Raw genomic sequence first — 23061 nt, forward strand, 5'->3', positions numbered from 1 at the left:
TTTTTTATAAAGTATAAAACATCATTCCTTAATCTAATGGAATATTAGGCTTTACCCATAGTTTAGAATAATCCACAAAACCAAAATGCTTGATCTTAATGTTCATTAAGTCAGCAGAAAAAGGGATATGCCGTTTTGAATAATATAAAGGACAAACCAACGAATCTTCTATTAGCATACGGTCTATTTCTTTATTAAGAGCTGTCCATTCTTCAAATGGAGTAATGGCGTATTCCTTTAATTTGTTTTGGTATTTCTTTTGTCCTTTTAATACAGTGGCTAATGGGGAATAGCCATTCATAAGAAAATGAAAAAAAGAATAATTTTGATTCATCTCAAAGATTTCTCCATGTATATATAAGTCAGTTTTAGGGTTTAATTCCCTATTTAATAGATTGTCTTTAAAGGAAACTGTAATAATATCAACGGGAATGCCATTCTTAGTAAGTATTTCTTTTAACCAGTGTGAAGATTTGTTAGTGTATTTTACTAGTTTTAATATAATAGGTTTCTTGAACTTCGGTCGAGGTATGTTATGTAATTCATACGGTGTACTTATTCCAATTAAGCATCCTTCTTCATTAGGTAAAAGTCTATCATCCGCCGTATTTATCTCGTGCCGGTATTTCGAAATAATATAATGAAGATAGTGTCTTTGGTCTATATCTAATTGAGGACTAATCAAAACTACCCCAAAGCCTGAGTCACTTTCAATGGGAAAATAGGTTTGCTGATTGGAGGACGTGCGATATACATTTTCGAAATCCTCCGGAACTTGAACAAACTCTATTGTATCTAAAAGAGGTCTTTCACCGTAAAAGTCTTTAAATGCGACTAATGTAGTAATGGATGGACCATTTTCCTCTACATAGTAGCAGCCTGTCCCATAAACAAAGTCTAAATGCTCCTTATAAATACTGGCATTCATGCTTCCTAGAAGCTGCAAGCAGTAGCTACAACCTGCAGGATATGTAATATCAACTATCAGGGGAGTAATTGCCTCTATTTGTTTAATTGGCTCGCAGAGCAAACGAAATTGCGGATCATCTTTAAGTTTCCGAAGGCAATTTACAACATCTTCTGCAGTGAGAATGGATCCGTCATGAAAAGCAATATCTTTTTTTAAGTAAAGACGAAGCTTCGAGTCTGTCATATCCCAGCTATGACTAAGCTCTGGAGATACTATTCCGCTTTCATCAACAGAAACTAGACGATTGTATACTGTAGCAACAATATTAGCGCTATGTGAGTCTGCTGCTTTCAGTGGATGAAGTGTGAGAAAAGGATTTTTCCTTGGAACAATAAGCTTATCGTTTATTTGTTGTTCAAAGCCAAGTTTGTTTTGGAATTTTTTCATTAGTCTTTGTCGACATTCTGTCGACCAGTCAAACATTAAGTATTTGCTACTTATTTCTGCACTTTCATGTTCTAAAATCTGCATGACTTGCTCCTCGAAACAAGCCTCTACATTTTTTAACCACGTTAACTGGGAGGAATTCCCTCTACCTTTACCAGAAATAAATTTTATCCATCCTTCTGAAGACCATCTTTGTAAATATCGCTTTGTTTGCTTAGTGCTGAAGCCTATTATAGTTGCAATTTCTTCCTGCTTTATATTGCCAGAGGGAACAGTGTTCCAAAGGGTTAATAATGAGCGATCCATGTCATACACCTCTATAAGTGGACAACTTTTGCCTATTTGTCCATTTTTATATTAAAAAGTCTAGTTTAATATACTAAATACAGAGGAGGAGTACAACATGAAATGGAAAAACTACCCACAAAATATTAAGGTCCGATTGATTACATCTTTTTTTAATAGGGCAGTTTCATCTGCTGTTATGCCTTTTATGGCATTGTTCTTTGCTCAAGAGATGAGTAAGGTCTGGGCTGGTTTATTTTTAATAGGTACAGTATGTGTAAGTTTTTTTATCAGTCTAATTGGAGGATATATTTCTGACCGCTTACCAAGAAAGGGTTTATTAGTAATTACATCTCTCTTAAGTGGGTGTATGTTCGTTTGCATGACCCTTAGCTTGCTACCTAAATCTAATATCATTTGGATGTTTGCAATCGCTTATACGCTATATATTATTACAAGCAGTTTAGGGAGGCCTGCAATGCATGCAATCATCATCGATTCTACTTCTCCTGATAATCGAAAAGAAGTATATGCGCTGGATTACTGGCTTACCAATTTGTCAATGGCTATAGGGGCTGCATTAGGGGGATTACTATATTTAAACCATCAGATTGAATTGTTTATGTTACTCTCTTTTACCTCTTTATGCCTTCCAATCGCATATAAAATTTGGTTGGTGGATGGACATAATAAGCTTTTAGAAAAGCAGCACAAAAACGTTTTTATTGATCTCATACATAATTATAAAATTGCCTTTCAAGATAAACCGTTCGTCCAGGTAGTCGTTGGATCCATGTTCATTTTTGCTGCCGAGTTTTCTTTAAACAGCTATATAGGTGTAAGGCTAGCGGAAACTTTTCAGTCGGTCCAAATAGGAGATTTCGAGCTTGCCGGAGTTAGAATGCTAAGTTTACTTAATATAGAAAACATGCTTTTAGTCGTTTGTTTGACTTTTTTTATCAACAAAATAACGGATCGTTTCAGCAATAAGCGTGTATTGCTAGTGGGGTTAGCATTATATAGTATTGGATACATAACGATAACATCTGCCAATACATGGTATATACTTATATTCTTTAATTTAATTGCTACGGTTGGTGAGTTGATATATTCACCTGTAAGAAATGCCGAGCAAGCAAATATGATACCCGCAGACAAAAGGGGATCTTACTCCGCATTTTCTAACTTCTCATTTAGCGGAGCAGACTTAATCGCTCGCTCCACGATTATTATCGGGGCATTTTTAGTACCGACCATGATGTCTGTATATATTGGAATTATCCTTATGATTGGGATCGGTTTATTATACACTGGTTTATTCATGAGGAAGCTAACGGTAGTTGTTTAATCTATTTTTCTCCCGTTTGAAATTTGTTTATGAGTCCTTAAAAGTATTTAAAGCGAGTAAGCGGACGTTAACTGGTCCAGTTGCTCGCTTTTTTAAATTTGAAAGCTGCTCATTTCTATATCTGGCTGACGCGTTCTGCAATGCAAGCAACTTAAAATAGTATTTTAAAAATTCGATTGTTTCTTAGAATGATATTTTATATACTGTAATTAATAATTATCAGAAAATTAAATTTAATGGAGGAGGGAATTATGCTTAGGAATATTATAAATGAATACTTGGTAGCTAAGAAAATACCTGGAGGCGTCATTCATGTTCAGCAAGGCAATGTAGTGCTATATAGGGACAGCTTTGGCTCATTTGTTACAAATACTGGTGAAGTAAAGGAAATCACTTTGGAAACTGTTTTTGATATCGCATCATTAACCAAAGTAGTTGCAACATTACCAGCCACTCTCGTTCTGCTAGATAAAAAACAGGTATCTCTAAAGGATTCTGTTCAAAAGTATATTCCACAATTCCAATATCCAAATATTAATATTGAACACCTTCTTTATCATAATAGTGGTCTACCTGCAGATTTATCCCCACCAGTAAAAAGAGGAGAGAATCGAGATGTTTTAGAGGAGATACTTAGTGTCAATCCAATTTTTGAGCCAGGAAAAACTGTAGTTTATAGCGATTTAGGAATGATTTTGTTAGGGAAAATTATTGAGGAAGTGTCGGGAGAGACTTTCGATCAATTTGTAGAGAGGGAAGTTCTCATACCAATGGGGATGAAAAATACGACATTTAATCCTAAAGAAGAGGTTAGAAGTCTTATAGCATCAACTGAATATATGAATGGGAGCTATGTCCAAGGAGTAGTACACGATGAAAAAGCATATATGTTAAATGGGGTATCAGGAAGTGCAGGATTATTCTCGTGTTTGGATGACCTTGTTCAATACGTGCATTACTGGTTACATCCATCTGATCAAACTGTATTTAATCCTGCCTGGTTACAAGACTGTCATCAAAAATTTTTTGAACACAGGGGTCTAGGCTTTGAAGTATGGAATGGTAAAGATACTGAAGTTACAATCAGTACAGACTGGTCCATTGGCTCATTTGGACATACAGGATTTACTGGAACATCTATATGGATAGATCCAAAAGAAAAACTATTTGTGGTGCTGTTAACCAATGCAATACATTACGGGAGGGATGTTCCAAAAAAAGAGTTTAGACTGGAGATCCATGAAAGCGTTTACGAGACGTTTATAAAAAAGGAGAGTACTAATTATGAAAAGTTGGATTAAAAATGGTCTTACAATTTTTTTGATTATGTTGGTTACTTTCATTATAGGTGCTTGTTCAGATGATAAGGAAAATAGTTCGTCCACAACTGGCTCACAGGGAGATGGAGACAAAGTTGCCACATCAGGAGATAAGGAAACAGTAAACTTAACCATTGGAAGCTGGAGAACAGAGGATGTTTCGAAATATGAAAAAGTAATCGCACTTTTTAACGAAACACACCCGGAAATACAGGTAGAATTTAACCCGACTAAAAATACAGAATACAATACAGTATTAAATACTGCACTACAAGCAGGAGAGGGCCCTGACATTTTTCATTTAAGACCTTATGGTGCAGGATTAAAGCTAGTGGATGCTGGATTTGTAGAGCCGATTAGTGATTTAGAAGGGTTAGGCCAGTATTCCGATGAATTTCTAGCTGCATCTCGAGGAGCTGACGGAGAGCAATACGGGGTTCCCCTGAATATTAGCTCCACTCAATTCTTCTACAATAAAAAGATATTCGCAGACCATGGAATTGAAATCCCTACAACGTGGGATGAGTTTATAGAAGTGAATGAGAAGCTATTAGAAGCCGGAGTTACGCCTATTGCAATGGGAACTAAAGAAGGTTGGCTATTGTCGTTAACCCATGGAATAGTTGGAGCAGGGGTTGTTGATGGAAATACCTTTGCAGAAAAGCTGATCAAAGGGGAAACGGATTTTACTGATTCGGCATTTAAAGAGTCCATTCAAGTAATGAATGATTTAAAGAAATACTTCCCGAAAAACTCTGAGGGGCTAGGAATGGATGATATTCGCACGATGTTTGCTATGGAGCAGGCAGCGATGTTCCCACTTGGGAGCTGGGAAATTCCCGTAGTTAACGATTTAAACGGAGACTTAGATTATGGGTATTTCGCAATGCCGTCTAAGCAAGGAAATCAAACAGTAACTTCGTGGGTTGACGGTTCATTTGCGATAAATGCAAATTCTAAAAACAAAGAAGCAGCTAAGGTGTTTCTTCAGTTTTTAACAACAAAGGAATTTGGAGAGCTTTTTGTGAAAGAATTTAATATGATTAGTGCAATTCCTGGGATCAGTTCAGAAGATGAGCTTCTTAGTGAGCTAAGTAAAGCGGTGGAAACAAGTTCAACCCCGTATTATTGGGTTATAAATTTTACAGGTGGAGATCCTACTACAAAAACTGTCCTAGAAACAGAATTACAAGGAATGTATCTTGGCGAGGTTACACCAGAGGAAGTAGCCGATAAGGTGCAAAAAAGTGCTGAATCGTGGTTTTCCCCCTTTCAATAAATAAGTAAGGAGGCTGTGAAATATGTCAGAAGAAACAGCTCCAGTAAAGCGTTCAAAGAAGGGGAAGGGGTGGACGATCCACCTTTTCCCCGTCCCTATATTAATCATTTATGGGATGTTTGTACTCTATCCTATACTAGCAGCATTATCATATAGCTTCTTCTCCTTTAAAGGATTCACAAGAGATGCCTTTGTTGGTTTGGATAATTTTGTCACTCTCTTTACTACAGAGCCTTATGGGTCCATGTTTAGGAATGCTTTTTCCCATAATGTCCTTTACTTTTGCATACAAATGGTTGTCATAAATGGCCTTGCTTTTCTTTTAGCTTTTATAGTCTATAAAAAAGTAAAAGGTGCTGAATTTTTCAAAGTAGCTTTTTTCTTACCGCGGTTATTATCAGTTATTGTAGTTGGTTTCTTGTGGAAGCTAATCTTAAATCCTAACTTTGGTACACTCAATCTTATTTTAGGAAAGCTTGGTTTAGAAGATCTACAAAGAGCATGGTTGGGTGAGCCAGAAACAGCTCTAATTTCCATTATCCTTGTGAACTGTTGGTTCGGCTTGGGGTTTGGTGTACTAATATTTTTAGCTGGTTTCCAAAGCATTCCAGGTGAACTCATCGAAGCTGCAAGACTGGATGGAGCAAAGGGAGTTTCCATGTTACGAAAGATATACATCCCATTAATGATTCCATCTATATTGATTATGACGGTTTTGACCTTTATTCAATCGTTCGAAGCATTTGAGCTCGTTTATGCTATGCAAGGCTCGATGGGAGAACCATATTACTCAACAGATACAATGGCAGTATTTTTTTATCGACTTGCCTTTGGTAGCTCCACTGCTTCTAGCTCAACGGCAATTGGACTTGGCTCCGCACTTGCGACTGTTTTATTTTTCTTCATATTAATATGTACAATGATCTTCCTAAAGCTTATGAATAAAAAAGAAGTACAAATGTAAGAGGTGAAAAGTATGGAGAAAAATACTATTTGGACCAGGCCATTTTATTATATTGTCATGTTCGGAGTTGCTACCGTCAGCTTATATCCAATTTTTTTAATGTTTATGTCTTCTTTTAAATCTAGTTCGGAGATATTCAAGGATCCCTTAGGATTACCTACAAGCTTTAGTCTAGATACGTACAGAACGTTATTAAATAAGATTCCATTTGACCAATATTTTTATAATAGTGTCATGGTGAGCGTTACTTCTGTAGTTCTAGTCGTGTTATTTTGTTCTTTGGCTGCATTTTATATTGCTCGATTTAACTTTAGCTGGAATAGTGCCATTTTCTTTGTGTTTTTGCTAGGTATGATGATTCCGATAAAGCTTGGGATAGTTCCGTTATTTATCTTGATGCGTGATCTAGGCCTCATCAATTCTTTATGGTCTTTAATACTTATGAATATAGCTACTGGTGCCCCTATTACAATGCTTATTTTAACAGGCTTTTTCAAGACGTTACCGATGGAACTTGAGGAGGCGGCAAGGATGGATGGGGCTGGGAACCTTCGTACCCTTTGGCATGTGCTTCTTCCACTTATGCGACCTGCTATAGGAACAGTTGTCATAATCAACTTTATAGCTGCTTGGAATGACTTTTTCTTCCCGCTCATATTTATAACTGAAAAGGCAAAAATGACGATTCCTGTTGGTATGCTTTCTCTTTTTGGGGAGCATTCAGCCGACTGGGGGTCTTTGTTTGCAGGGCTAACATTAGCTTCATTGCCTATGATGGTTCTTTTTCTCCTTGCATCGAAGCAGTTTATGGAAGGGCTAACGGCAGGAGCTGTAAAATGAGGGACGCAGATTAAAAAGGCAGGCAGGCAAGGAAATAAAAAGATTGATGTAGAAGTAAGATGGCTTTTGGTAAAAGGGATTCTCTTTCATAATAGTGACTCTAAAAGTAGGAAACCTTTCCTCTTAAGAAAATTTTCATCATATTATTGAATTTCCTCGTGAGTCACATCTCTCGGGGTTTTTTTGGTGATTATAGTAAAGATCGCGTCTTCATATATAGACTAATACTTTTCTATGCGTAGAAAAATTAGTCATACCGCAATCGACATTCCGAAATTCTAATAATTTTTCCTTTGTATTAACAGTGAGGGAGGTGGCGAATGTTTTCTAGAAGTTAATCGTATATATAAAGATAAGTATACGATTTTTGTAGATAAGGAAGTGTTAAAGGTGAAACTAATTTCTAAATCACCTTCCTCTAAGAATGGGAAAAATATATTTTTAATACTACTTATTTTTGCAATTGTTCTTAGCATCGTTTGGTTACTTAAAAGTGGCAACAGCACTAATGTCTCGGGAGATTTAACTGAAAGTATCCATATTGCTGCAAGTTCTCTGCTGAAGGAAGATCCCACTATTTCGGAGTTCACAATTGACACGATTAAGTTAAGTCATAAAAACAAAGAGTCAGAAGAGGTATATATAATAACTTTCTCCATTAAACCTACAGATCCAACAAATTTTATACTGACAGGAGGAGGGGTTAAGGGCGAAAGTGGTTGGATCAATGAAAAAGTGAATTATGTAACGGTCAAGGATAACGAGACACTAGTATTCAGCACTACACCTATGGAGGGGCATTAAAATAGGAAAAGTGGGATCCTGGGGTTTAAGATTCAGACTACTAGAGTTGTTGCCTTGCCAAGATCATCGATGTTATTTATGTAAATTACGTTTACTTTTATGAAAGGGGGAGCTAGCCTTGAAGCTAATCTCAACTACACCATATCAAAAAATTTTAATGCTTAAATTATCTTTTTTGATTCTTTGTTTTCTTTTAGTTATGGCTGTTCCTTTTTGGTTTTTCTTTTTAAGGGGAGGTTCAGCAGAAGATGAGCTAAGAGAACGAATTACGGATACAGCAACGGAGAATTTGAAAAATGATGACATGGTAACCGAATTTACTTTAGACGATCTAGAGTTAAGCTATACAAATGAAGCTTCGGAAGACGTATATAGATTAGAATTCTCAGTTAAGAGCATAAATCCAGATAGCTTTATATTAGCTGGAAGAGGTGTAAAAGGTGAAGACGGATGGGTCCATCAGCTTGAAAATTTTGTGACAGTCAGAAATGATAAAAGCTTAGTATTTAGTACCATTCCCGAAGAGCAAGACCCACACTAAATAAATATCGGAAGTTGCCACAGAAGCAGTACTAGTCCTTCTTATTACCTTCTACAGGAACAGTTTAGATGAGTAGCTAATTGAACTGTAAACTCACATTTTCTTTTTTTACAGCTGTTCATAAATTTAATTAGTAGCAGCCAGCATTAAATTTAATTGTGTATTACAAGTTAGCTGTATGTAATTATCGAGTTGAGCCTGAGAAATTAAGCTGATTACTATTTATCTCCTTCACCCATTGACTATTATTCCAAATAGTTGGGCTGTCAATCGTTTCGTTTTCTCCTCGAACCATAAAATCATAAGTATCCTTCCCACCTGTATACCAATCAACAATGACCAGCTGATCATTTTCATTACGCACTAGAAATTCAGTGGCTTCACCAAAGCTACCTTGATTATAATTGATTTCTGCAGGTAAGTGTAAATAGAGAAAACCTCCATCCTCATCGTTCGTATACTCCACTTCCCAATCTACATCACGAGTGGCAATACCCACACTTTGTACAAAGTCATCTGCAAAATTAATCGTGAAATACAAGTCAAATTGGGATTGTATCTTCTTTTGTGTATAATGTACAAGGTTTTCATTATTCATAAAAGCATTCAATTCAATATCCGTACCATTCCATACCGCCTTATAATAGTCGGTCAGCGCTCTTGCACACATTTCATAAGCATTTTTTGCATCCTGAATAGATAGCTCTCCTTTGTTTTTTACTTCATAATGAGGAGGGCCATCTACACTCTGTTCTGAGCCGGGTGTAATAGCAGAGGTTACTTCACTAAGTGTGCTGGTACTATCTGAGACTTCATGTATATTTTTTTCGTTATTTTCATTTGATTTAACTGGACTACACCCTACTATTACAAGTCCAGTTACGATGGTTAACACGGAGAATTTCTTCATAACAACAACTCCTTTACTATTAGACGATGGTTACTTAACAAAAGTCACATATATTTTAAATTTAGGCTATGTTAAAGGGTAGGGTTGATTTATGATACAAAGAAATCTTAAATCAGAGAGTAGAATTGATTTCCGCTTCCAGCCGGACGCTTTCCTCGGGGTGAGCGATAAGCCATCACCCATCGCATACGCGCGTGGTTGTGATGTCTTATCTGTCTCACTCATCCCGTAGGAGTCGCCGTCTGGCGCTCCAGTTAATAAAGCCCTATTTATAAATTACTTGCATAAATAAAGCAGGAAAAATCACTCCAGCCACACTTCATAATCAATTTATATTTTTAATAGTCGTTTAATTTACAGTCGGTATAAAAAAGAAAAGTTTAGTCGAAATTGACCGATAACTTTAACATAGCCAAAAGAAAAAACCCTTTCCTCAATTAGGAAAGGGTTTTTTACAAAGGGGATGGGAGAAATGTTCACGTTCAAACAAAGGGGTGTATGTTATCTTGTGATTTATTTCACACTCTTACTTTAGCATGCTCCAGTAATAAAAACAACTCCTTGTACTTCACTTTCACAAATTCGTCAAACATTATCCCAGAATTTATAATTTCTATTCTAAAGTAAAAGCCACCTCTTCTATTAAGAGGTGGCTTTTTCTAATTAGCTCAATAACTGCTCTAATTCATTTAGTTTTTCTTCAAATACTTTACAAGCCTCTTCAATTGGAGAAGCTGTGTTCATATCTACTCCAGCTTTTTTCAAAACTTCGATTGGATAATCTGAGCAACCAGCTTTAAGGAACTCATTAATATAACGGTCAACCGCTGGCTGTCCTTCAGACAAGATTTGATTGCTCAGTGCAGTAGCGGCACTTAGGCCAGTTGCATATTGATATACATAGTAATTGTAATAGAAGTGAGGAATTCTAGACCATTCTAAACCAATTTGCTCATCTATAACAATATCGTCACCAAAATATTTCTTGTTTAGCTCGTAATACACTTCGGTAAACTTATCAGCTGTTAATGCTTCACCGTCTTGGTCTAATTGATGAATGATATGCTCAAACTCCGCAAACATGGTTTGTCTAAATACTGTCCCTCTAAATCCTTCAAGCCAATGGTTTAGTAAATAAATACGTTTCTTAGGATCTTCTATTGTTTTTAGTAAATGATCATTTAACAAAGCCTCGTTACAAGTTGACGCTACCTCTGCAACGAAAATAGAATAGTCCCCATACACATACGGTTGATTTTCCCTAGTATAATAGCTATGAATACTATGTCCAAACTCATGAGTAAGCGTAAATAAGTTATTTACGTTATCTTGCCAGTTCATTAAAATATAAGGATTAGTTCCATAAGTACCAGATGAATAGGCACCAGAACGCTTTCCTTTCGTTTCCACAACATCTACCCAGCGGCTTTCAAGACCTTTTTTAACAATTGAAACGTATTCCTCACCTAAAGGCTTAAAGCTCTCTAACATTACTGCACAAGCCTCGTCGTACGTATACTCCATTTTCAATTCTTTTACTAACGGTGTGTACAAATCATACATATGTAGCTCGTCTACACCAAGAACTTTTTTACGAAGACTGACATATCGATGAAGTAAATGGACATTTTTGTTAACCGTTTCCACTAAGTTATCATAAACAGATTCAGGGATGTGGTTAGCTGACAAAGCAGCTTCTCTAGCAGATGCATAGTTTCTGATCTTTGCATTAACATTATCCGCTTTGATATTCCCACTCAAAGTAGACGCAAATGTATTTTTAAATTTACCATAGGTTTCGTACATACCCTTAAATGCATCCTCACGCACTCGTCGATCTTCACTTTCTAAAAATCTACTATAGCGACCATGTGTAAGTTGTACTTCATTGCCATTCTCATCCTTAATGAAGGGGAATTCCAAATCTGCATTGTTTAACTTGCCGAAAGTATCCGCTGATGCCCCGGTCACTTCAGAAAACTGAGCAAGTAGTGCCTCTTGCTCTTTTGGAAGTACATGTGGACGCTCTTTGTTTATCTCATCTAGCATTTGTTTATATACTTGAAGTTCGTTGTTTCCTTTAAGATAATTTCCTAGTACCGTTTCATCTAAGGACAATATTTCAGGTACTAAAAACGAAAGCTCTGTGGAAACTTTTACGTATAAAGACTTTATACGGCTATCTAAAGCCTGGTATTTACTATTTGAAGTATCTTGATCATTACGCATATGAGCATAAGTATATAGCTTACGTAATCGGCTAGTTAGCTCGTCACGATATGTTAAAACTTCTAATAATGCTTCTGGTCCAGAACTTATTGTTCCTTGATAAGAAGAGGCCTTTTTAGCTAACTCCGCTACTTCCTTAAATTCTTTTTCCCAATCCGCTTCAGTAGAAAATATATCCTCCAACTTCCAAGTAAGACGTTCATCTACTTCACTTCTTGTTAAGATTTTATTTTTTGTATCTGCTGTCAAAATACTCTCTCCTCCTATTGTTTCGAACTACGAACCAATTCTATTTTCTCAATTTTCAGCTCCTTTTGCAAGGAATTGGTTATAAAGTAATTTATGCATTTTGGTATAGTTACATGTACTCTCTGGGTGAAGTTGTTCCGGTATATCTAAGCATTCCAAGAGGATCGCTACATACGCTTTTAAAGCCTTTATTCGCATTACTAATCGATTGGGATCCTTCCAACGATGAACCAGTAAGAAATAGCGATAGTGTTGGTCGGTAATCGTGTCTAACATCAGACTATTGCCTAGTAAAAAATCGATCCACTGCAGCTGCCATTCACAGGCATGCTTATCAAACGCATCAGCCCCATAAGACGGTACCCCAATAAACAAAGGAAGATTTATAGGATTTATTCTCCACTTATAGCACACCTGTAAAAAGGAAGATTGAATACCTTTACGGTTATATAGATATAAATTTTTTAAACGTTTCATTCTCTTATCTTGGTAGAGTTTTAAATAAGTCTGAAACTCGTGCTCAGTAATTGTTTTAACCATAGCTAAGGGCCATGTTTGCATAGTCATGGGTAGCCTATTAACTTTTACGATAAAATGATTGGAATATAGATGAAGGAGATTAGAAATATAGGAAAAGGATTTGGTTTGAGGACAGTATGTGATTAGAACTTTACCATTCATACTATGATATAAAAGTTCTGTTTGAAAAGCAGAAATCTTCATGGAACCAATTTGCTGAGGGGGAAAATCCAGTGGATTAGGGGTTTTTAAAACCCAAAGTGGTTTGATATGGACCTGCGTATAGCCTTTATTACGTTTTCGAATGATACTAGGGGGTATTTTACTACATTGATACTCAAGTGCAACCTTTATATTGTCTGTAAAGATTAAAATATCTGGTCTTTGCTTAATTTCAAAAATAAATGGTTCCAAATTACAAGTTACTTTTTTACTTTGCAGAAAATCGTACAGTTGAATTTTCCCACTCAGATGATCTTCACTTTCCCCTTCTGAAAACGACTGTGCACAAACGGTATTTTGATGATGAGCAAAATGAGGTATTTTGATGCTGCCAACTTTTAAAATAAGCGTCTCTCTACATTCTGCACAATTAAAGACATTCTGTCTCATCATTTTTAAACTATCTCTTGAATAATGAGCTGGTATGAAGATTTCTCCGTCCTTTGTTAGGGCTGTTAATATGATAATCACCTCCATTCTTAATATACAAATAAAAGAAATAAAACACAATAATCAAAATCATAATGGTATGAAGTTAAAATTTTTCAAAACAAGAAAAGCGCAGCCGCCTATCTCTGCCCCGACAGGCAAATGGGGAAAAACGAGGAGGCAGCTCCTCAGCCACCACAGTATTTTCTCATTTGACCCGAGGGGCAAGGCGGTGGAGCTAGACATCTAGAAAAGCGCAGGCGCCTAATCAATTTATCCACATGTTCAGAACTTTATAATTTCCTAAACAAAAAAAAACCTTCTCTTCAGAAGGTTTTAAAAATGTTTATTTAATTCTTCCATCACATTGGCTGCTATAATTTCTTTGCCATACTCTTGTATTATGTGAATTGTTGTTTTTGTACTTTGCCCAAACTCTGAAATAACACTCAACGTATTTAAAATAACTTCTAACTCCGCTATATCCATATCAAAAATTACGTGTAAGTAATATTTTTCATTATAATGATACAAAGAAGTGTCAAGATCTAAATCATCTAGTTTTTTGGACAATCCAATAACATCTTCAAAATTTTCGAATATAAAAGTATATTCTGCGGGTATTTCATCTAAGTCATCCATATAATTTGAAAAATCATCAAACTCATGTGGCCCCATGGAATTAGAGACAGCACTTTTAAATATCTTGTTTGATAAATCCTCTGCACTTAAGCTATCGTCTGATCGTTCATCTTTTGCCATTTCCGTTCGAGTGACAATCACTTCTAAACCTTTTTCCATCGCATGAACTTGTATCCATAATGGACCATCTAACTCCTCAAAATGATCGTCGTCATGAACCTCATCCATCATTTCCCAAAAAAGCTGCTCGCTCTTATCTTTATTAAACCAAATTTCATCTCGGCTGAAGCCTCTTTCTTCAATGTCGATGTATGAAATGTATACTTTGAAAGTGTTGTCATTGATGCGCTCGATATCCATTTAACACATCTCCTTTCGCTTCTTCCGCCTCATTATTGTAGTGTCTATTACTATTGTATGTTGTTTAATAAAAAAAGAAAAGGATTCCAGCTTCACTTTTAAAAATATTAATACAACTTTTTATGTTTTTAAAAATTATAACATGAGGCAAGAAAAACTAATAAAGAAAAGCTGATGATTTTCAAAATTTCTTTGAAAATCATCAGCTTAATCCTGAACTAATTCACAAGTCTTTGCGCTTCTAGTAATTGATACGCACGAACTTTTCTAGGTAAAAATCTACGAATTTCATCTTCATTGTATCCAACTTGTAAACGTTTTTCGTCTAATATGATAGGTCTACGAAGTAAACCTGGATATTCTTGAATCAATTCATATAACCTTTGAAGTGGTAGGCTTTCCACATCAACGTTTAATTTTTGGAATATTTTTGAACGAGTAGATATTATTTCGTCTGTACCGTCTTCGGTCATACGCAGTATTTCTTTAATTTCGCTGATACTTAATGGTTCAGAAAAGATATTTCTTTCTGTGTAAGGAATGTCATGCTCTTCTAACCAGGCTTTTGCTTTTCTACATGAAGTACAGCTTGGAGAAGTAAATAATGTAACCATCATATTAAAAAACACTTCCTCTCGATTGTTACTTGTGTTATATAAAGTAGATTATAATTAATTTAATGTAGTTTAGCACTTTTATAGTATACACTAATTAATAAGTATTTAAAATACATTTTTCCAGAATTTTTCTCACTTATAAAGAGTATTTACAATTTGGCCATATAATGAACAACCTGATACATTTTTAGAATAATAATGTTTCTTTAATACAATGATACCCTTTTTTAAAAGCATTTAAACCATGTTTTCTAAAAAAATATTCATTCTCAATTAGCAGATCTTTAATGAAAACAACTGTTACACTATATAGTACGTTTTTCATGAAAAAAAGTTTCATTTTATGTTGTAATTAAGGCCAGTTTGCTCATATTTTTAAGTAAAATATTCGGATAGTCAGGTGGTTTGGATCCCACGTGCATCTATAGTTCTTAGCATCTGCATAGAAGCATCCCCTCAAAACAGCAGATAGTAAAAAAAGCTCCCTAAATTTTACTTTCGTAAAATCTGAGGAGCTTTTGAATTATTCTAAGTTGGGTTCTGTCCTAGCCACTTGTCACATTAGTTAACTGGTGTATAATCTACACCTGGCGTATATTTATTCCCGGCATTCCATAATAAGAATTCGTTAATACCGGCTTCGTTTAATGCCTTTATTTGAGCCTCTACCTCGGTCTTACCATATACTAAGTAATTCCCCTTACCTAGATAAGAAGCAGTAAAATCTTGTAACCAAGGTCTGGACACTGGAGGGTTTTCTAGCTCTCCTAGCTTGGCATTCTCAACCTTAGCGTATTCTTGGACAAGACGGTATGGTTCTAAATCCGGTTTCGCAATCCCAAAATAAGATGTCCAATGACTTGGATAAATCATGGATGAAATGACATCTACATTTTCCGATATCTTCGAGAAATTTTGTCCGATACCTGGAGCTTCTGGTAGTGTTGCGGAGTATCCAAATATATCAACAGACACTTGTACACCATATGGCTTTAATTTTTCTCTAGCATAAGCAACAAAGTCAGTTACTGCTGAAACTCTACGCTGGGTTGAGTCCAACTCAGATGCCTCATATTTTCCCTTACCATATTCTAATGTAGTGTCTCTTTTTTCAAATCCTTCTGGAAAGCGTACATAGTCAAACTGAACTTCCTTAAATCCCATTTTCGCTGCTTCAATTGCAACTTCTACATTGTAATCCCATACTTCTTGCATAAATGGATTAACAAAAGCTTCGCCTCTTCCATTCTTCCAAACGGAACCATTTTCAACAAATGATAATTCTGGCTTTCTTTCCGCTAGTTCCGTGTCTTTAAAAACAACAACGCGGGCAATCGGATAAATCTCTTTTTTCTCCATCACTTCTAGAATTCCTCTAAGATCTTTTATGTATGGTTTTCCAATTTCATACTTGAACAAAGGTGAATCCTCTTTAGGCTTATAAGTTAGGTTTCCAAAATCATCTTTAATATCGATGACCATAGCGTTTAACTCAGTATTATCCATTAGCTCTACTAATTGATTAAACCTTGAACCGCCTGCTGAGTGACCCGTCACGTACACTCCTCTTACCGCATCAGGATAGTTAAAAGTAAGTCCGGAGTCATAGACAAATAGCTTAGAAGAGGATACTAACGTTTCCTCTATTGAATTGAAGCCAAATTCCTTCGATGTAAAATCCTTCGAGAAAGCTTTTGTTTCAGCTGAAACTTCGAATGGTGTCATCATTAAAACACCTAGCATAATACCAGAAATTACTGTTAATAATTTTTGTTTCATAACCGTCTCCCTTTCTTTACGTCTAACATTCTAACAACTATATCGTACGATGAAAAGAGTACATACGTCTAATATTACAATAAAAATTATAATTAATCTAAATGTTCAGCTATATCATTATTTCTTTTTCACCCTTTTACTCCATAAGCATAGAAATTTTGTATAACTTATTTTTAGCTTTAACTTTGAAAATATATTCTGACAAAAAAAGTAGGCTAATTCGAATTTCTTCGATTAGCCTACTTTTAATGGTTTATTAAATACGTGATTGGGATATAGCTTTTAGTTCTTTAAATTCCTTTTCAGAACAAAATACAAAGTGACCCGGTGTAACTTCACGCATTGCAATTTCTTCCCCATCCGTATATTTGTGCGAAGAAGGATCATAAGACTTACGTACACGAGTACGCTCATAGTTAGGATCTGGAAGCGGGATAGCAGATAATAGAGACTGCGTATATGGATGTAATGGATTTGAGTATAATTCTTCGGCAGGTGCAAGCTCTACTAATTTACCGAAATACATTACACCAATTCTATCTGAAATGTATTTAACCATGGAAAGGTCATGCGCGATGAAAAGATATGTTAAACCCTTTTCTTCCTGCAATTCTTTTAATAAGTTAACTACTTGGGCTTGGATAGATACATCTAAAGCTGATATTGGTTCATCCGCAATAATGAATTCAGGATCTACAGCTAACGCTCTAGCTATACCTAAACGTTGACGCTGACCACCAGAGAATTCATGAGGATAACGTTCAGCATGCTCTTTATTAAGACCCACTGTTTCCAGCAATTCAATTACTCGCGCCTTACGTTCAGTCTGATTTTTAACTAAGCCATGAATATCTAAACCTTCTGCTATGATATCCAAAACTTTCATACGCGGATTTAAAGATGCGTAAGGATCTTGGAAGATCATTTGCATTTTACGGTTAAAGATTTTTAAATCTTTTTTTGATTTTTTATCATGTACGTTTACACCATCATAAATAACTTTTCCGTCAGTAGCATCATAAAGTCGAATAATAGTTCGTCCAGTTGTAGACTTACCACATCCGGATTCACCTACTAAACCCAAAGTTTCACCTTTATAGATATCAAAGCTAATGTCGTCTACTGCACGAACTTCATTTTCTTTACCTTCGTTAAAATATTGCTTTAAATTTTTAATTTCTAGTAATTTTTCAGCCATTAGTTAGTACTCCCTTCGTAGTAACGACTTCCAGGGAAATTTTTCATACGTTCAACAATAGAAGCAGGTGGCTCTACTTTTGGTGCATCGGGATGCAATAACCATGTAGCAGCGTAATGCGTATCACTAACCTTAAAGAATGGAGGAGATTGCTCCATATCTATTTTCATCGCATAGTCACTACGAAGAGCAAAAGCGTCTCCTTTAGGAGGGCTTAACAAATCGGGTGGTGTTCCTGGAATTGCATAGAGCTTTTCTTCAGCAGTATCTAATGAAGGCATAGAGCTTAACAAGCCCCATGTATATGGATGCTGAGGGTTATAGAATATTTCATCTACCGTCCCAGTTTCCACAATCTTACCACCATACATTACAGCTACTCTGTCCGCAACATTAGCTACTACTCCTAAATCATGCGTAATAAAGATGATGGATGTATCAATTTTCTTTTGTAAGTCTTTCATTAATTCTAAAATTTGCGCTTGAATTGTTACATCCAATGCCGTTGTTGGTTCATCCGCAATCAGAATCTGTGGATTACAAGCTAGGGCAATAGCTATAACAATACGTTGACGTTGTCCACCAGAGAATTGGTGAGGGTATTGTTTTATGCGTGCTTCCGGCTTTGGCATACCAACTAGACGCAATAAATCCACCGCTACTTTTCTCGCCTCTGCCTTACTTACTTTACGATGCTTTAAAATAGGCTCCATAATTTGTTTACCTATTGTCATTGTCGGGTTCAAAGACGTCATTGGATCTTGGAAAATCATAGATATATCTTTTCCACGAATCTTTTGCATTTCTTTATCTGTAAGCTTTGTTAAATCTTTACCATTAAAAAGAATCTGTCCATTTTTAAATTCAGAGCTAGATTCCGGCAACAAACGCATAATTGACTTTGTTGTAACTGACTTACCAGAGCCAGACTCCCCTACGATTGCAAGTGTTTCTCCTTTGAAAAGATCGAAGTTTACACCACGAATAGCTTTAACCTCGCCTGCAAAAGTATGGAAGGAAAGCTCTAGATCTTTAACTTCCAATATTTTATCCATCCTTGCTTTCCTCCTTTAGTCTTTCATCTTTGGATCTAGCGCATCTCTTAAACCATCACCAAGAAGGTTAAAGGACAGCATTAGTAAGCTTATAATTACAGCTGGAAATACTAAAATATGTGGTTGGAATTTAAGTAATTTAACTCCATCATTAATTAGCGTACCTAACGAAGCTGCAGGCGGCTGTAATCCTAATCCAATAAAGCTTAAGAAAGCCTCAAAGAAAATCGCACTAGGTATTGTAAACATTGTATTAATAACAATAATACTTACAACATTCGGCAAAATATGTTTTGTTATGATTCTGTTATTGGAAGCACCTAACGTACGAGAAGCTAGAACAAATTCTTGGTTTTTGTATTTCAAAACCTGTGCTCGAACTACGCGAGACATTCCAATCCAGCCAGTTATCGTAATAGCAATAATGATTGCCGTGATACCAGGATCCATAAACATGATCATGAGGATAACGATTACTAGATTTGGAATACCAATTAGAATTTCTACTATACGCTGCATAACGTCATCTACACGTCCACCATAGTAACCGGAGATACCTCCATAGGCGACTCCAATAACCATGTCAATTAACGCTGCCATGAATGCGATGAAAAGAGATACCTGTGTTCCTTCCCATACTCGAGCAAACATATCACGACCTAAACCATCCGTTCCAAACCAATAATAAGTATCTACATTTTTTAATTCATATAAATCTACTTCTTTACCTGCCAAGTTTCCATGACCGTCCATAATTCCAAGTTTTTCAACTCCTGGAACTTTTGGTGGTAAGTTCGCATGGGTAATTGTTTGTGTTTCCGCGTCATGAGGACCAATATATGGACCAATCAATGACATAAAAATAATAAAAGCTAATATAAATACACTTACAATAGCAGCCTTATTCTTTCTTATACGATACCAAGCATCTTTCCAAAAGCTTACGCTTGGTTTAGTAATTCTCTCCGCTTGACTGCTATCTACTTGGATTCTATCAAATGAATCAGCAGGTAATTTTTTCAAGTCTTGACTCATTAGTTTTTACCTCCTGACAAACGTATACGTGGATCAATGATTCCATAAAGTAAATCTATAATGAATATTACAACAATTAAGAATACAGAGAAGAAAATAGTAGTACCCATAATAATAGAATAGTCATTTACGTTAATAGATTTTACAAATTGTTCTCCGATTCCTGGGATAGCAAAGATTTGTTCAATTACTAATGACCCAGTTAATAACCCAGCTGCCATCGGACCAAGTACGGTTACTAATGGGATTAAAGCATTACGCAAAGCATGTTTAAATGCTATTTCAGTACCATTTGCTCCCTTAGATTTTGCTAATGTTATATAATCAGAGCTTAAAACTTCTACCATCTCTGTTCTAATAAAACGAGATGCGGTAGCCAGTGGTCCCATCGCTAATGCAATGGAAGGCATAATACTTGAGGCCCATCCATCTTTCCATAAAGCTACTGGTAATATTTCCCATTTAACTCCTAACCAATATTGTAATACTGTGGCAAATACGAATGATGGAATAGAGATACCGATAATGGCTAAAACTGTACTCCCATAGTCCCAAAATGTATTTTGTTTTAATGCTGCAATCATCCCTAAAATAATACCTACTAGTACTCCTGCAATAAGGCCTTGAGCACCAATTTGGAACGATGGTCCGATACGACTTAAAATCAAATCAGTAACTTCAGCATTTTTGAACTGAAATGAGTTACCTAAATCACCTTGAACTAAGTTAAGCATGTAATTTACATACTGGACGGGAACGGGATCATTCAATCCATATTTCGCTTCCACTATTTCAAGTTGTGCTGGGGATAGTTTTGAAGCAGAGCTTATAGGGGATCCTGGTAGCGTCTTCATTAGGAAGAATGTAGCTGTCGCAATCAGGAAAAGCGTGATAATCATATAAAAAACACGACGCAAAATATATTTCGCCATCTTTGCACCTCCTAAATTATTTAATAAATTATAATTTTACTAATCTATATATTAAACAAAAAAAATAGTAATTTGTCAAAATTATATTTTATAGTAAAAATATTGCGTATATTTCGACTCATTTAAAAAGAGAGTATATGTTCCGAAAGGAATACATATACTCTCATTTTATGAGATTTTTAAAACTTAAACTTTATTAGTTTTTACCTTCGATATATGCCCATTTGTAGCTATAGTCTCCACCGATTTGGTGAGAAACGACACCTTTAACATATGGTTTTAGAAGTTGCATAGTACCACGTTGGTAAATTGGCCCAATAGCATAGTCTTCAGCAATTAGAAGTTTTTCAGCGTCTGCAAGTGCTTGCCAACGAGCTGCTGCATCTAATGCTAATTCATTGTTAGATGATAATACTAACTCATCATATTTTGGATTTGAATATGACATCATATTGTTACCACCGTCAGTTAACCATAAGTTCATGAAAGTGTAAGGATCTTGGTAATCTGGTCCCCAACCTGCAACTTGAATGTCATAGTCTTGGTTTGTATCAAGATCTAAGCGCACTGCAAATGGTACTTCTTTAAGAGTAACAGTTAAACCTGGTAAGTTTGTTTCTAATTGGTTTTTGAAATACTCATCCATTTTTTTCGATACGTCAGAATCTCCACCAAGAATTTCTAATGTAAGTTCAGTAACACCTAATTCGTCAAGACCTTTTTGCCAAGCTGCTTGTGCTTCTTCTACGTTAAATGTAGACATATCTCCATTTACTTCGCGGAAGTCGTTTGCATCTTCATCAAAAGTAAAGCCTGCTGGTACTAGGTAGTGAGCTGGTACAGAACCGTTTGCTAATACTACATCAACTAAATCTTGTTTATTGATAGCTTTAGAAACAGCTTCACGAATATTTACGTTAGCAAGTGGAGTTGGCTCTCCATTACGTTCTTGATTGTACTTAAAGTAGAATACAGATGCATCCATTTCTGTTACTAGCTCTGGATCATTAGCATATTGCATCGCATATTCACCAGATAGACCAGCGCGGTCTTTTTCTCCATTAGTGTAAAGGTTAACTGCTGTAGCTACTTCTTTAACTACATCATAGTTAATTTCAGTAAGTTTTACAGTGTCTTTGTCCCAATATTGATCATTTTTAACTAGTTTCCAGCTTAAGCCTGTTCCATCCCAATCTTGTAATACGAATGGACCATTGTATAAAAGTGCTTCAGAGTTTTTAGAGTAATTTTCACCTTGAGTTGTAACGAATTCTTCTTTTTGTGGTAAGAATGTTCCAAATGACATTAATGATAAGAAGTAAGGTACTGGTTTTTCAAGAGTTACTTCTAATGTTTTTTCATCAATAGCTTTAACTCCTAGTTCCGTATACTCAGCTTCTCCTGCAGCGATTGCAGCTGCATTTTTGATAACGCCTTCCATCATGTATGGACCGTATTCAGAAGCAGTATCTGGGTTCATAGCACGTTTCCAAGCGAATTCAAAGTCATTTGCAGTTACTGGAGAACCATCAGACCAATTAGCGTCACGTAATTTAAACGTATAAACTAATCCATCTTCAGAAATTGTTGGCTCACCATCAGCAATTGCTGGTACAGCTACGTTTTCTTGGTTCAAACGGTAAAGACCTTCATTTACGTTGTTTAGTAGATCGAAACCTACTGAGTCAGTTACTAAAGCAGAATCAAGAGTTGGAATTTCAGAACCCATGATTAAGTTTAATACTTGCTCTTCGTCTAATGTTGCTTCTTCAGCACCATCGTCTTCTTTTTCTCCATCTGTTTCAGTTGCTGGTTCGTTAGCTGGCGTTTCTTTAGCCTCATCGTCGCCGCCACATGCAGCTAGGAATAGACCTACAACTAACAGTAGGCTAAGAAGCCATACTAATTTACTATTCTTCACAAAAATAACCTCCCTAATATTCAGAAAAATTCATTACATTTATTATTATACATTTTATAAGAGAGTTGTACATACCTTTTTTTAAATATTTTTACAATCATGTAACAAAATCATTACATTGTCCTAACGAATTAGGAAGATTCTTAACTATTTTGTTAATTATCTTTTATTTTTTTAGCTTTGTTAAAGTTATTGGTTGATTTTGACTAACCATTCTTTTTTATAGT

General features: G+C 35.8%; 19 protein-coding genes. 7 read left to right on the forward strand and 12 right to left on the reverse strand.

Annotated features, from left to right (window positions below; all coding sequences use genetic code 11):
• Positions 1-28: 28 nt before the first annotated feature.
• Entirely contained in the window at positions 29-1663 is a 1635-nt protein-coding gene (locus tag Q0371_RS00100) for an ABC transporter substrate-binding protein (RefSeq protein ID WP_298466595.1), read from the reverse strand.
• Between the two features lie 97 nt (positions 1664-1760).
• Between Q0371_RS00100 and Q0371_RS00105 the strand changes: the two genes are divergently transcribed.
• The 7 genes from Q0371_RS00105 to Q0371_RS00135 all read left to right on the forward strand — a co-directional run bounded on the left by Q0371_RS00105 (position 1761) and on the right by Q0371_RS00135 (position 8737).
• Positions 1761-2990, forward strand: coding sequence for an MFS transporter (locus Q0371_RS00105; protein WP_251552977.1), 1230 nt, complete (start codon positions 1761-1763; stop codon positions 2988-2990).
• Positions 2991-3241: 251 nt separating this feature from the next.
• A complete protein-coding gene (locus tag Q0371_RS00110) occupies positions 3242-4291 on the forward strand; it encodes a serine hydrolase domain-containing protein (protein ID WP_298466600.1) in 1050 nt (349 codons plus the stop codon).
• Positions 4275-5588 carry an extracellular solute-binding protein gene (locus tag Q0371_RS00115; protein ID WP_169358186.1) on the forward strand — a complete coding sequence of 438 codons (1314 nt, stop codon included), beginning with the start codon at positions 4275-4277 and terminating at the stop codon, positions 5586-5588. The genes Q0371_RS00110 and Q0371_RS00115 overlap by 17 nt, the downstream gene beginning before the upstream one ends.
• 22 nt (positions 5589-5610) lie before the next feature.
• Entirely contained in the window at positions 5611-6552 is a 942-nt protein-coding gene (locus Q0371_RS00120; protein WP_298466603.1) for a sugar ABC transporter permease, read from the forward strand.
• A gap of 12 nt (positions 6553-6564) precedes the next feature.
• On the forward strand, positions 6565-7392 hold the full coding sequence (locus Q0371_RS00125) for a carbohydrate ABC transporter permease (RefSeq protein WP_251552980.1): 828 nt from the start codon (positions 6565-6567) through the stop codon (positions 7390-7392).
• 390 nt (positions 7393-7782) lie between these two features.
• Positions 7783-8196, forward strand: a complete 414-nt coding sequence (locus tag Q0371_RS00130; RefSeq protein ID WP_298466607.1) for a hypothetical protein — start codon at positions 7783-7785, stop codon at positions 8194-8196.
• A gap of 118 nt (positions 8197-8314) precedes the next feature.
• Positions 8315-8737 carry a hypothetical protein gene (locus Q0371_RS00135; RefSeq protein ID WP_298466610.1) on the forward strand — a complete coding sequence of 141 codons (423 nt, stop codon included), beginning with the start codon at positions 8315-8317 and terminating at the stop codon, positions 8735-8737.
• A gap of 184 nt (positions 8738-8921) precedes the next feature.
• Here Q0371_RS00135 and Q0371_RS00140 read toward each other — a convergent pair whose 3' ends face one another.
• The 11 genes from Q0371_RS00140 to Q0371_RS00190 all read right to left on the reverse strand — a co-directional run bounded on the left by Q0371_RS00140 (position 8922) and on the right by Q0371_RS00190 (position 22834).
• Positions 8922-9647, reverse strand: a complete 726-nt coding sequence (locus tag Q0371_RS00140) for a hypothetical protein (protein WP_298466613.1) — start codon at positions 9645-9647, stop codon at positions 8922-8924.
• A gap of 663 nt (positions 9648-10310) precedes the next feature.
• Positions 10311-12125 carry an oligoendopeptidase F gene (pepF, locus tag Q0371_RS00145; RefSeq protein ID WP_298466616.1) on the reverse strand — a complete coding sequence of 605 codons (1815 nt, stop codon included), beginning with the start codon at positions 12123-12125 and terminating at the stop codon, positions 10311-10313.
• Positions 12126-12173: 48 nt separating this feature from the next.
• On the reverse strand, positions 12174-13343 hold the full coding sequence (locus Q0371_RS00150; protein WP_298466619.1) for a competence protein CoiA family protein: 1170 nt from the start codon (positions 13341-13343) through the stop codon (positions 12174-12176).
• Positions 13344-13631: 288 nt separating this feature from the next.
• Positions 13632-14297, reverse strand: a complete 666-nt coding sequence (gene mecA / locus Q0371_RS00155; protein WP_298466621.1) for an adaptor protein MecA — start codon at positions 14295-14297, stop codon at positions 13632-13634.
• 218 nt (positions 14298-14515) lie between these two features.
• A complete protein-coding gene (gene spxA, locus Q0371_RS00160; RefSeq protein ID WP_053590237.1) occupies positions 14516-14911 on the reverse strand; it encodes a transcriptional regulator SpxA in 396 nt (131 codons plus the stop codon).
• A 564-nt stretch (positions 14912-15475) separates the two neighbouring features.
• Entirely contained in the window at positions 15476-16693 is a 1218-nt protein-coding gene (locus Q0371_RS00165) for a putative glycoside hydrolase (protein ID WP_298466625.1), read from the reverse strand.
• A 256-nt stretch (positions 16694-16949) separates the two neighbouring features.
• On the reverse strand, positions 16950-17891 hold the full coding sequence (locus tag Q0371_RS00170) for an ATP-binding cassette domain-containing protein (RefSeq protein ID WP_169361199.1): 942 nt from the start codon (positions 17889-17891) through the stop codon (positions 16950-16952).
• The gene (locus Q0371_RS00175; protein ID WP_251556052.1) at positions 17891-18946 is read right to left on the reverse strand and encodes an ABC transporter ATP-binding protein; all 1056 of its coding nucleotides are present in this window, start codon (positions 18944-18946) and stop codon (positions 17891-17893) included. Before Q0371_RS00175 ends, Q0371_RS00170 begins: the two co-directional genes overlap by 1 nt.
• A gap of 15 nt (positions 18947-18961) precedes the next feature.
• Positions 18962-19981, reverse strand: coding sequence for an oligopeptide ABC transporter permease (gene opp3C / locus Q0371_RS00180; protein ID WP_251556051.1), 1020 nt, complete (start codon positions 19979-19981; stop codon positions 18962-18964).
• Positions 19981-20913 carry an oligopeptide ABC transporter permease gene (opp3b, locus tag Q0371_RS00185; protein ID WP_251556050.1) on the reverse strand — a complete coding sequence of 311 codons (933 nt, stop codon included), beginning with the start codon at positions 20911-20913 and terminating at the stop codon, positions 19981-19983. Before opp3b ends, opp3C begins: the two co-directional genes overlap by 1 nt.
• A 196-nt stretch (positions 20914-21109) precedes the next feature.
• Positions 21110-22834 carry a peptide ABC transporter substrate-binding protein gene (locus Q0371_RS00190; RefSeq protein ID WP_298466640.1) on the reverse strand — a complete coding sequence of 575 codons (1725 nt, stop codon included), beginning with the start codon at positions 22832-22834 and terminating at the stop codon, positions 21110-21112.
• Positions 22835-23061: the final 227 nt, after the last annotated feature.

The organism is uncultured Psychrobacillus sp. (assembly GCF_938022135.1).
Taxonomy (GTDB): domain Bacteria; phylum Bacillota; class Bacilli; order Bacillales_A; family Planococcaceae; genus Psychrobacillus.

What these genes read in the sequence shown, in the direction of transcription:
- Q0371_RS00175 (WP_251556052.1), bottom strand. Translation starts at nt 18,946, where the DNA reads ATGGATAAAATATTGGAAGTTAAAGATCTAGAGCTTTCCTTCCATACT.
- Q0371_RS00170 (WP_169361199.1), bottom strand. Translation starts at nt 17,891, where the DNA reads ATGGCTGAAAAATTACTAGAAATTAAAAATTTAAAGCAATATTTTAAC.
- mecA (WP_298466621.1), bottom strand. Translation starts at nt 14,297, where the DNA reads ATGGATATCGAGCGCATCAATGACAACACTTTCAAAGTATACATTTCA.
- Q0371_RS00105 (WP_251552977.1), top strand. Translation starts at nt 1,761, where the DNA reads ATGAAATGGAAAAACTACCCACAAAATATTAAGGTCCGATTGATTACA.
- Q0371_RS00165 (WP_298466625.1), bottom strand. Translation starts at nt 16,693, where the DNA reads ATGAAACAAAAATTATTAACAGTAATTTCTGGTATTATGCTAGGTGTT.
- Q0371_RS00125 (WP_251552980.1), top strand. Translation starts at nt 6,565, where the DNA reads ATGGAGAAAAATACTATTTGGACCAGGCCATTTTATTATATTGTCATG.
- opp3C (WP_251556051.1), bottom strand. Translation starts at nt 19,981, where the DNA reads ATGAGTCAAGACTTGAAAAAATTACCTGCTGATTCATTTGATAGAATC.
- Q0371_RS00110 (WP_298466600.1), top strand. Translation starts at nt 3,242, where the DNA reads ATGCTTAGGAATATTATAAATGAATACTTGGTAGCTAAGAAAATACCT.
- Q0371_RS00140 (WP_298466613.1), bottom strand. Translation starts at nt 9,647, where the DNA reads ATGAAGAAATTCTCCGTGTTAACCATCGTAACTGGACTTGTAATAGTA.
- Q0371_RS00150 (WP_298466619.1), bottom strand. Translation starts at nt 13,343, where the DNA reads ATGGAGGTGATTATCATATTAACAGCCCTAACAAAGGACGGAGAAATC.
- spxA (WP_053590237.1), bottom strand. Translation starts at nt 14,911, where the DNA reads ATGGTTACATTATTTACTTCTCCAAGCTGTACTTCATGTAGAAAAGCA.
- Q0371_RS00120 (WP_298466603.1), top strand. Translation starts at nt 5,611, where the DNA reads ATGTCAGAAGAAACAGCTCCAGTAAAGCGTTCAAAGAAGGGGAAGGGG.
- Q0371_RS00100 (WP_298466595.1), bottom strand. Translation starts at nt 1,663, where the DNA reads ATGGATCGCTCATTATTAACCCTTTGGAACACTGTTCCCTCTGGCAAT.
- opp3b (WP_251556050.1), bottom strand. Translation starts at nt 20,913, where the DNA reads ATGGCGAAATATATTTTGCGTCGTGTTTTTTATATGATTATCACGCTT.
- Q0371_RS00115 (WP_169358186.1), top strand. Translation starts at nt 4,275, where the DNA reads ATGAAAAGTTGGATTAAAAATGGTCTTACAATTTTTTTGATTATGTTG.